The sequence below is a fragment of the Staphylococcus simulans genome, from assembly GCF_003043455.1.
Classification (GTDB): domain Bacteria; phylum Bacillota; class Bacilli; order Staphylococcales; family Staphylococcaceae; genus Staphylococcus; species Staphylococcus simulans_A.
Genome location: NZ_PZGG01000073.1, coordinates 1 through 10,755 on the forward strand (window position 1 = coordinate 1; position 10,755 = coordinate 10,755).

At 33.7% G+C, this 10,755-nt stretch carries 11 protein-coding genes; 8 read left to right on the top strand and 3 right to left on the bottom strand.

The genetic code is table 11. The features are described from left to right. Positions 1 to 351: NAD(P)H-dependent oxidoreductase (locus BU038_RS10735; RefSeq protein WP_142402600.1), on the top strand; the 351-nt coding region annotated here is incomplete at its 5' end. Positions 352 to 398: 47 nt separating this feature from the next. Here the strand turns inward: BU038_RS10735 and BU038_RS10740 are convergent. Together BU038_RS10740 and lexA are read right to left on the bottom strand one after the other, a co-directional pair. Beyond that, the gene (locus BU038_RS10740; RefSeq protein WP_107606035.1) at positions 399 to 1,082 is read right to left on the bottom strand and encodes a phosphoribosylaminoimidazolesuccinocarboxamide synthase; all 684 of its coding nucleotides are present in this window, start codon (positions 1,080 to 1,082) and stop codon (positions 399 to 401) included. 340 nt (positions 1,083 to 1,422) lie between these two features. Further along, the gene (gene lexA / locus BU038_RS10745; protein WP_107606036.1) at positions 1,423 to 2,046 is read right to left on the bottom strand and encodes a transcriptional repressor LexA; all 624 of its coding nucleotides are present in this window, start codon (positions 2,044 to 2,046) and stop codon (positions 1,423 to 1,425) included. Positions 2,047 to 2,190: 144 nt separating this feature from the next. Between lexA and sosA the strand changes: the two genes are divergently transcribed. The 7 genes from sosA to sbcC all read left to right on the top strand — a co-directional run bounded on the left by sosA (position 2,191) and on the right by sbcC (position 10,483). Continuing rightward, complete coding sequence (gene sosA, locus BU038_RS10750) at positions 2,191 to 2,424, top strand: DNA damage-induced cell division inhibitor SosA (protein ID WP_002480852.1); 234 nt, start codon at positions 2,191 to 2,193, stop codon at positions 2,422 to 2,424. 156 nt (positions 2,425 to 2,580) lie between these two features. After that, complete coding sequence (locus tag BU038_RS10755; protein ID WP_002480853.1) at positions 2,581 to 2,823, top strand: DUF896 domain-containing protein; 243 nt, start codon at positions 2,581 to 2,583, stop codon at positions 2,821 to 2,823. 208 nt (positions 2,824 to 3,031) lie between these two features. After that, positions 3,032 to 5,020, top strand: a complete 1,989-nt coding sequence (tkt, locus tag BU038_RS10760; RefSeq protein WP_107606037.1) for a transketolase — start codon at positions 3,032 to 3,034, stop codon at positions 5,018 to 5,020. Between the two features lie 174 nt (positions 5,021 to 5,194). Then, a complete protein-coding gene (locus BU038_RS10765) occupies positions 5,195 to 5,425 on the top strand; it encodes a YneF family protein (RefSeq protein WP_341776643.1) in 231 nt (76 codons plus the stop codon). A 161-nt stretch (positions 5,426 to 5,586) separates the two neighbouring features. After that, on the top strand, positions 5,587 to 6,054 hold the full coding sequence (locus tag BU038_RS10770) for a CcdC family protein (protein WP_107606039.1): 468 nt from the start codon (positions 5,587 to 5,589) through the stop codon (positions 6,052 to 6,054). A gap of 266 nt (positions 6,055 to 6,320) precedes the next feature. Beyond that, positions 6,321 to 7,448, top strand: coding sequence for an exonuclease subunit SbcD (gene sbcD, locus BU038_RS10775; RefSeq protein WP_107606040.1), 1,128 nt, complete (start codon positions 6,321 to 6,323; stop codon positions 7,446 to 7,448). After that, positions 7,445 to 10,483, top strand: a complete 3,039-nt coding sequence (gene sbcC, locus BU038_RS10780; RefSeq protein ID WP_107606041.1) for an exonuclease subunit SbcC — start codon at positions 7,445 to 7,447, stop codon at positions 10,481 to 10,483. Before sbcD ends, sbcC begins: the two co-directional genes overlap by 4 nt. A 58-nt stretch (positions 10,484 to 10,541) precedes the next feature. On the opposite strand, the gene BU038_RS10785 is transcribed toward sbcC, so the two are convergent. Continuing rightward, a partial coding sequence (locus BU038_RS10785; protein ID WP_199219713.1) for an MscL family protein occupies positions 10,542 to 10,755 on the bottom strand: 214 nt, incomplete at its 5' end.

The following is a 10,755-nucleotide window of genomic DNA, read 5'->3' on the forward strand; positions in this document are numbered from 1 at the left end:
ACAATAGTATTTCAATTTCCGTTGTATTGGTATAGTAGTCCGCCATTATTGAAACAATATCAAGATGAAGTATTTTTATTTAATTTTGCGTATGGGCCAGAAGGAACGAAACTTCGTGATAAAAAATTTGCGATTGCTACGACTGTGGGTAGTCTAGAGGATGATTATTCTGAAGAGGGGTCGAATCAATATACATTAGAAACATTGCTTTCGCCGTTCATTGCAACTTTTAATTATATAGGTGCCCAATATAAAGGATATTTTGCACAATATGGTACAGTGAACCATGCGACGAATGCCGAATTGATTGAGGGCAGCAAACGCTATATAGAATTTGTGAAAGCTTTATAAATAAGCAAAAAGCTGAGATCGTTATGTCGACCTCAGCTTTCGATTAATTAGAATAAATAATCTCCAAACTCTAAAGGTTCAATGTATTTGCCATCTTTATCAAACACACGCATGTTACCACCAGAGATTTCATCAATAAGTAAAACTTCACCAGTTTTTTCATCGCGACCAAATTCTAATTTAATGTCGTAAAGTTCTAAACCTTTTTGTGCAAGTTCTTCTTTAATGATGTCTGAAATTTTTACTGTTAATTTAGCAATTTCGTCATATTCACCTGGTTTCAAGATGTTTAACGCTTCAAGACCAGCTTTGTTGATAAGTGGATCTTGTCTTTCGTCATCTTTTAAAGTCATTTCCACATATGCGTTAAGTGGTGCGCCTTCTTCGATATAGTCACCGTATCTGCGAATAAATGATCCAACTGCTCGGTATCTGCAAATAACTTCTAATCCATGACCGAACACTGATACTTTTTTAACACGCATTTGACGGTCTTCAATGTTTGCATCGATATAATGTGTTGGAATGCCAGCAGCATTGATTTTTTCAAAGAAGTAGCTTGTCATTTTAAGACCCGCTTTACCTGAACCTTCGACAGTTAAGCCAACTTGGTTTTCACCTGGATCAAATTTGCCATCTTTTCCTGTCATATCATCTTTGAAGAAAAGAACAATTTCACCATCTTTGTCTTGATAGACATCTTTTGTTTTACCTTTGTAGATTAAATCCATTTCATCTCACTCCTCAAGTATTACTCATGTTTAGTATAAGTGAATTTGTCTTTTATATAAATACAAAAGTATGAAAATATGATGGCATTGCTATATTTATAACTATAAAAAGAAGGATGCTTTCGGATTGAAGGCATTTTTAGCTGCAAAGTGTTCATGTAAAGTTAAGAAATAATAGAACGTGAGATAAAATCAACAAAATGATTAAAAAACCCCATAATGTCTATAAACTTTGGACATTATGGGGTGTTAGTAGTTTATTAAATTAATTTGAATCTAATAAATATGACACGAACAAAAATTAAGAAGAGATGATATGCCTATGAACAGATACGATAGCCTATAGTTCTCTAAATAGACCGACAACTTTACCTAAAACAGTCACATGTTCTAAGTAGATAGGTTCCATTGTACTGTTTTCAGGTTGTAATCTATAACGATGTTTTTCTTTGTAGAAGCGTTTTACAGTTGCTTCATCGTCTTCTGTCATAGCTACAATAATATCACCGTTTTCTGCGATAGTCTGACTTCTGACGATGACTTTATCTCCATCTAAAATACCAGCTTCAATCATACTGTCTCCAACAACATTTAAAATGAAAATGTCACTGTTATGTGTTGAAGTAAAGTGTTCTGGTAGTGGGAAATACTCTTCTACATTTTCTACTGCTGTGATTGGAATACCAGCTGTAACTTTACCGATAACTGGTACATGTATTGTACCTTCGATTTCAGCGTTGTCTTCGATTTGATCGCTGACAATTTCAATTGCACGTGGTTTTGTAGGGTCACGACGAATATATCCTTTACTTTCTAATCGTGATAAATGCCCGTGTACAGTAGAACTTGAAGCAAGTCCAACTGCTTCACCAATTTCTCTGACACTTGGCGGATAACCTTTTGTATGAACGACTTGTTTTATATATTCATAAATTTCGCTTTGACGCTTCGTAAGTTCAGTCATTTATATGCACATCCTCTTCTAGTTTGTTCTTATTATATCACGTTAATATTGTCTTTACAAACATTTGTTCGTAAAAGTGTTGACACCGAACAATCGTTCCGATAATGTGTAAATACAAACAAATGTTCTAGGGGTGTTCGAATAATGATTAGGAAATATCAAACTAGTTTTTTACTATATACAGCGGTATTGTTAATGTCTTTTATGTTAGTTTCAGCGTTTTTAATCGGTGCAGAGCAGTCAAGTAATGAAGAACAAGTGTACGAAATGACAGATCATACACTGCCAACTAAGGTAGAACAAAAAGCCGAACATGAGCAACAGTATATAGAACAGGGCGAACAAAATAACAGACCAATTGTCGCAACTGTTCACTGATTTATAAATAAAGTATGTTGATTATACTGCTAACACGATGTGTTCTAGGGTGTAATATCCTTGTAATCGGGAATAAGCTTATCGAAACATATTAATTTTATTTTGAGCGATTGTTTGCTAATATAAATAATCATCAGACTAATGGAGGTCGATAGCATGGCAGATCAACATAAAGAAACTATTAATCGTATTAATGAACTTTCTAAAAAGAAAAAAGAAGAAGGCTTAACTAAAGAAGAAGCAAAAGAAAGAGCAGAGTTACATCAAAAATATCTTGAAACTTTCCGTGAAGGATTTAAACAGCAAATTGAAAACACTAAGGTATTAGATCCTGAAGGAAACGATGTAACACCTGAAAAATTAAAACAAGTACAACGTGAGCAAAATAAAAGACAATAAAACTTAATATACTACAATAAATGTAGAGCTTTTAGAACAGAATAAGTGATGTTCTAAAGGCTCTTTTTTCATGAAAATGTATATTTTTATTGTTTTAATCACTTTTATTATATTTGATAGCGATTTCATGAGGACAATAAATGTTAAACTTAACTAATTTAATGTATAATGGCATAAAATCATGCTGTATAGAAAGGAAGTTTTATTGATGTTCGATAAAAGAGATGAGCTTGCAATCAATACAATCAGAGCATTGAGTATTGATGCAATTGAAAAAGCAAATTCTGGTCACCCAGGATTACCGATGGGTGCTGCACCAATGGCATATACGCTATGGACAAGACATTTGAACTTTAACCCTAATTCAAATGAATACTTTAACAGAGATAGATTCATCTTATCTGCAGGTCACGGTTCTGCATTACTTTACAGCCTATTACATGTATCAGGCAGCTTAGAATTAGAAGAATTGAAACAATTTAGACAATGGGATTCTAAAACTCCAGGACACCCTGAGTTCAGACACACACAAGGTGTTGAAGTGACTACAGGTCCACTTGGACAAGGTTTCGCAATGTCAGTAGGTATGGCAATGGCTGAAAACCACTTAGCAGGTAAATTCAACAAACCAGATGCAGAAGTTGTTAATCACTACACTTATGTATTAGCTTCTGATGGTGACTTGATGGAAGGTATTTCTCATGAAGCAGCTTCATTAGCAGGTCATTTACAATTAGACAAATTAATTGTGTTATATGATTCAAATGATATTTCACTAGATGGTGATCTTGATAAAGCATTCTCTGAAGACATCAAAAAACGCTTTGAATCATATGGTTGGAACCATATCTTAGTTAAAGATGGTAATGATTTAGAAGAAATCAACAATGCGATTGAAAAAGCTAAAGAACAAAATGGCCCAACTATGATTGAAGTTAAAACTGTTATTGGTTACGGTTCACCAAACAAATCAGGTACACATGGTGTGCATGGTGCACCACTTGGTGACGATGAACGTACATTAACATTAGAAAACTATAAATTAGATCCAGAAAAACGTTTCTACGTACCGGATGAAGTTTATGATGTCTTCAATGAAACAATGTTGACACGTGCAACTGAAAACGAAGAAGCATGGAAAGCTTTAGTTGAAAAATACTCAGAATCTTATCCTGAATTAGCACAAGAATTCAAAGATGCGATTGCTGGCAAATTACCAGAAAACTACGAAGCAGAATTACCAGAATTCGAAGTTGGCTCAGAAAGTGCAACACGTGCAGACTCAGGTGAAGTGATTCAAGCTTTAAGTAAATCTGTACCTTCATTCTTTGGTGGTTCAGCAGACTTAGCTGGTTCAAACAAATCAAATGTTAAAGATGCACCAGACTATGATCGCAATACACCTGAAGGTAAAAACATCTGGTTCGGTGTCAGAGAATTCGCGATGGCAGCAGCTGTAAACGGTATGGCAGCACACGGTGGAGTAAATCCTTACGGTGCGACATTCTTTGTATTCAGTGACTACCTAAAACCAGCATTAAGACTTTCAGCAATCATGGGTCTTAACTCAACATTTATCTTTACACATGACTCAATCGCTGTAGGTGAAGATGGTCCAACTCACGAACCGATTGAACAATTACCAGGTTTACGTGCAATCCCTAATATGAATGTGATTCGTCCAGCAGACGGTAACGAAACACGTGTTGCTTGGGAAGTTGCATTAGAAAGTGAACAAACACCAACTTCATTAGTATTAACACGTCAAAACCTTCCTGTATTAGATGTTTCTAAAAAAACAGTGGAAGAAGGGGTACGTAAAGGTGCTTATGTTGTTTATGAATCTGAAGAAAATCCAGAATATCTTGTATTAGCTTCTGGTTCAGAAGTAAGTCTAGCAGTAGAAGCAGCAAAAACATTTGCGGATAACGGCAACTCAGTACGTGTCGTTTCTATGCCGAACTGGTACGCATTCGAACAACAACCAAAATCTTACCAAGATGAAGTTATCCCACCAACAATTAAAAAACGTTTAGCAATTGAAATGGCTTCTTCATTGGGTTGGCATAAATATGTCGGCTTAGAAGGTGAAGTACTTGGTATCGATCGTTTCGGCGCAAGTGCACCAGGCGGTTTAGTTGTTGAAAAATACGGCTTTACAAAAGAAAATGTTTTAAAACTTTTGAATAACCTATAAGTTTTGAATTAAGATAAAGATAAGAGCTATTCTACAATTGAAACTCCCAAAACAACGGTTAGCGTTTCAATGAGCTAGGAATAGCTCTTATTCTTATGTTTTAGTATCGATTCAACTTGAAAAGATGAAATTATTTTAGTAAAATGCTAAAGGATAAAGAAAGTGGGTGAGACAATGGCAACTTGGATAGCAATTATATTAATCATTGCTGCACTTATCATCGGTTTACTTGGTGGATTCTTCCTAGCAAGAAAATATATGATGGATTATCTTAAAAAGAATCCTCCTATCAACGAAGAGATGTTACGTATGATGATGATGCAAATGGGCCAAAAACCATCTCAAAAGAAAATCAATCAAATGATGACGATGATGAACAAAAACATGGATCAAAAAATGAAATAATCAGTATCTATAAAAAGAAAGTTGTGTGCAGCGGCATATGGCTTTCTTTTTATTTGTATTTATTCATTTTCAATCCTTTTGATATGGAAATATAGACACAAAATGATATACTATGAAATGATTTCTAAGGATAGACTTAATGTAGAAAAGAAGGTGTCACGGTGTTATATCTCATATTCTCAGTCGGTGTCGCATTTTTAATGAGTATCGGCGTTATTATATTACGAATGAAAGCACAACAATATCCAGTTAATGAGAAAAAACTCATACTGCCCCCAATCTTTATGTCTACAGGTGCTCTGATGTATGTTATACCTTACTTTAGGATAACAGGACTTGAAGCGCTTGAGGCGATGGCGGTTGGGTTAATGTTCTCAATTGTATTGATTTGGACATCTCGTTTCGAGGTAAAAGGTCACGAGATTTATATGAAACGTTCAAAAGCCTTCCCAATAATTTTGATTTCGCTGTTAGTGATCAGAACAGTCATGAAACTTGTCATCAGCAGTCATATTGATCCAGGTCAACTCGGTGGTATGTTTTTCTTATTAGCATTCTCAATGATCTTGCCATGGCGTATAGCGATGTTAATGAAATATAAAAAATTAAGAAAACAAATTGTTGATTGATGGAAGTAAATAAATATAAGTTAAACGATGTTTTTCAATTCTTGATAAAGCATCGTTTATTTTTATTTTGGGTAAATAAGTATAAATAAAGTGAGGTGACTTGAAGTGAAGTTAAAACATGTCATTGGTATTATTTCAGCTATTATTGCTGGGATGGTGTACACCTTCGCAAAATTTCAAAAGTTATATAAGTAGTAATCTGTAAACGTCTATTCTCTATAAAGGGATGGACGTTTTGTATTATAATCAATAAAAGAGGTGATTGGATGAAAATCATACATACTGCCGATTGGCATTTAGGTAAAATTTTAAATGGACAATCTTTTTTAGAAGATCAACGATATATTCTTAAACAATTTATTGATGCGATGAAAGAAGAACAACCCGATGTTATTGTCATCGCGGGTGATTTATACGACACAAGCTATCCAAACAAAGAAACAGTCAAATTATTAGAAGAAACAACTAGAACTTTAAACTTAGCTTTAAATATCCCACTTATTATTATTAGTGGTAACCATGATGGCAGAACGCGTTTAAATTATGGTGCCAGCTGGTTTGAGCATACTCAATTATATATCCGCACAAATTTAGAACGTATTACAGAGCCGATTACAATTAAAGGCGTGAACTTTTATATGCTGCCATACGCGACATTAGGAGAAATACAACATTTTTATCCTGAAGAGAAATTAAAATCATATGATCAAGCGATTCAATGTTGTTTAAAACATATGACTGAACAATTAGACCCGAATCAAACCAATATTTTAGTTGGGCATTTAACTGTTTCAGGAGGTATAAAGTCAGACTCAGAACGTGAGTTATCTATCGGAACAGTAGAAGAAATACCAGAGAATGTTATGAAACAATTTGACAGTGTACTTTTAGGTCATTTACATCATCCATTTAGTATTCAATCGGACTTTGTGCATTACAGCGGTTCACTCTTACAGTATTCATTTTCAGAAACGAAACAAGCTAAAGGATATCGTAAATTAACTGTAAATGAAGAAGGACAGATTGAGTCTATTTTCATTTCACTTAAACCGTTAAGAGAGTTAGAAGTAATTGATGCGACATATGAAGATGCAATTCAAGAAAACGCACAAGTAAAAAACAAAGAAAACTACATCCATTTCAATTTAACGCAACTTTCACATGTCAATGATCCGATGATGAATTTAAAACAAATTTATCCTAATGTATTAGCACTTTCTAATAATACACAAACGTTTGAAATGCATGAAACGCAAAATGCGATTAAACAAATGACAGATAAAGAAATCATTGAAGATTTTTATGAAAGTATGACACAAAAATCATTGAGTAAAGTACAGGAACAAAAAATTAATGATTTGTTAAATCGTATGAACCGAGGTGAAGAAGCGTGAGACCATTAATATTACATTTAGAAAACTTCGGACCTTTCTTAGATGAAACGATAGATTTCTCTAAATTAGAGGATAATGAACTGTTTTTGATTAGTGGTAAAACAGGTTCAGGAAAGTCTATGTTATTTGATGCGATTGTCTATGCATTATTTGATGAAGCATCTTTAGAGAGCAGAAAAGGGAAAGAACTTAGAAGCCATTTCGCTGATGGCAAGTCACCCATGGTCGTCACATTTGAATTCAAATTAAAAAATCGATTATTTAAGGTCGTACGACAAGCACCCTTTGTGAAAGAAGGAAACAAAAACGAGACAAAAGGGGAAGCGCATATTTACGAGTGGAAAAATAACGACTATGAACTTATAGAAAGTCGAATCAGACAAGGAAAAGAGTATTTGATTGATTTATTAGGTGTTAATGCCAGTCAGTTCAGACAGTTATTTATTCTCCCGCAAGGCGAATTTAAAAAATTCTTGTTCTCTAAAAGTTCTGAGAAACAAACGATTTTACGTACGTTGTTCAATACCGTACGATTTGATCACTTGAAAAAACAACTTGAAGATGAAATTAAAGATGAAAAACATCAAATTGAATTACGTTATCAAACGATTGCCCAACATTGGCAAAATGTAGATACGTTTGAAGATGAACATTTAGAAAATTTGAAAACAACGCCAAGTATACAAACAGATAAATTGATGCTGTATATTCCAGAATTTGAATCTACAGCTGAAACATTATTAAATCAGCTCACAAAACAAAAAGAACAAAATCAAAATGAATTTGAAAAAGCAGATGCTGCGTATCGAAAAGCATTAGAGCTTGACCAAAATATAAAAACTTTACAACAAGAACAAGAAAAGTATCAAAATTTAAAAAGTGAAGCAAAACGTATTGAATCATTAGAAATTCTCTTAAAACAAATGAGAGAAGTACGTCCATTGCATCAAATTTTGACTGTACTTGAACAATCACGTAAAGATTATACACAAACACAAGAAAAGTCTGAGTATTTAACCACGCAGTTAAAACAAATTGAAACTAAATTAGAGACAAATAAACAAGAATTAACACAGTTACAAAAAGATCAACCACAAATTGAACAAGCACAACAATTTTTAAGTGAAACTCAATACTTTTATAAAAATTTAGCACAATATCGAAGTGCTTATCAATCAGTAGACGAGCTAACTGTAGAAGTAGAACAGCTTAAAACAGCCTTAGATGAGCAAAAAGCACATTTAAAACAACTTGATTCAAGTCATGAAACAGCACAACCGGACTATGAAAAGGTCAATCAGTTAACACAATCCATGTTTGAAATTGATAATGAAATCAAGGCAGCTGAACAATACCAAACTGCCTATACGACATATCAAAAACAAAAACAAAATATTAAACGTTTGGAAACAGAACTAGAAAACAATCAAAAAGCCTTAAATGAACTGGAAGAAAAAATAAAAGGTTTCAACACGCATCAGTTAGAGCTGGATAACCAAGAAACTATGATTAAAAAATTGCAGTCTATGTTAGAACCTGGTGATCAATGCCCGATTTGCGGTCATGAAATTACGTCACTGTCAGATCATGTTGATTATGAACAATTAAGAGCCTATCGTCGTGAACTTGAAAACTTGCAACAACAAAGAGATGAAATAAAATCAAAAGCAGCTGAACTCAATACAGAAATAAAAATTGAACAACAAGCAGTTGATACTTTCGAAGAAGCACATAACACTGAAGATACTGAAGTAAACATTGATGCATTGAAAGAAAAATACAAAACTGCAGCTGAACAAAAACAACAACAACAAAAGCAAAACATTGAGCTTGAAGAGAAAATAAAACAAAAGCAACAAATCAATGAAACGATTCAGTCATTACAACTAAAAGTGACAAATCAACAAGCTGAATTAACGAATCAGCAAAAACTGGTTGATGCTTTTGAAGCAACGACGACTTATACAGGTATAGAGACATTTAAAAATGACTATGAAACTAAAGAAAAGCAAGTTGATCAATTTGAAACACAACATAGAAAATTAACTGAAAAAATAAGAGAATGTGAACAAGACTATGCTTTAAAACAAAATTCACTTCAAAGTGTAAATGAGCGTTTAACAGAGCTTTCACAACAAATCAACAATCAAGAAGAACAGTCCAATAAAGAAATGGAAACACTAGGTATTCAAACACCAGATGAAGTGAAAAATGTTCTGGATAAAATGAACGAGAAAGCATCAATTGAACAAGAAATTAATGATTTCCGTGAAGCTCAAGTTAAATTAGCCAGCCATATTGAGAATTTAAAACAATTAATCCAAGGGCAGTCAGAGCCTGATTTAGAAAGTTTAGCATCACAACTTCAAGAAGCAAAAGAGAAGTTAGAAGCTCAAACTCGTCAAGTAAATGAACATGAGTTTAAGGTTCAATCCAACCAAAGAGAATTTAAAGCATTGAAAGACAATATAACGACGTTACAACAAGAATTGGCTGATCAAGAAGAGATTTTCAGACTTTCTGAAATTTTATCAGGAAAAAATAATCAAAAATTAACGTTAGAAAACTTTGTGCTGAGATATTACTTGAACTTGATTATCGACAATGCGAATAAACGTTTCTTCCAGATGACAAATCAACGATATAAATTGGTGAGAAGCGAAGCGGTGTCAGCAGGTTATAGCGGATTGGATATAGAAGTGTTTGACTGGTATTCTAATAAATCACGACCAATCAGTACATTGTCAGGCGGCGAATCTTTCCAAGCTGCATTAGCGTTAGCATTGGGATTAAGTGAGGTCGTACAACAAGAATCTGGCGGTATTACGTTAGAAGCAATTTTTATTGATGAAGGTTTCGGAACGTTGGATCAAGAAACACTTGAAACGGCGTTAGATACATTAATTAATATTAAAACATCAGGACGAATGGTCGGTATTATTTCGCATGTCAGCGAATTAAAACAACGTATCCCAAGTATTTTACAAATCTATTCAAACGGCTATCAAAGCAATGCAGAGTTTAGATTCCAATAAAAAAAGCAATGTCGCAGTTCTTAAAATTGCGGCATTGCTTTTTGCTTTTAGATAAATTTTATTTATCTAACGGATTGTTTTGTTTTTGAAGTAAGTCTCTGATTTCAGTCAGTAAAATTGTGTTTTCTTCTGGTTCTTCTTCAACTTCTTCTTTCTTCATCATTGTGTTAGCTACTTTGACGAATAAGAATAATGCAAATGCGACGATTAAGAAATCAATAATAGATTGAATATGTATCTTATACACATCTGACGCTGCAGACGACCCATTA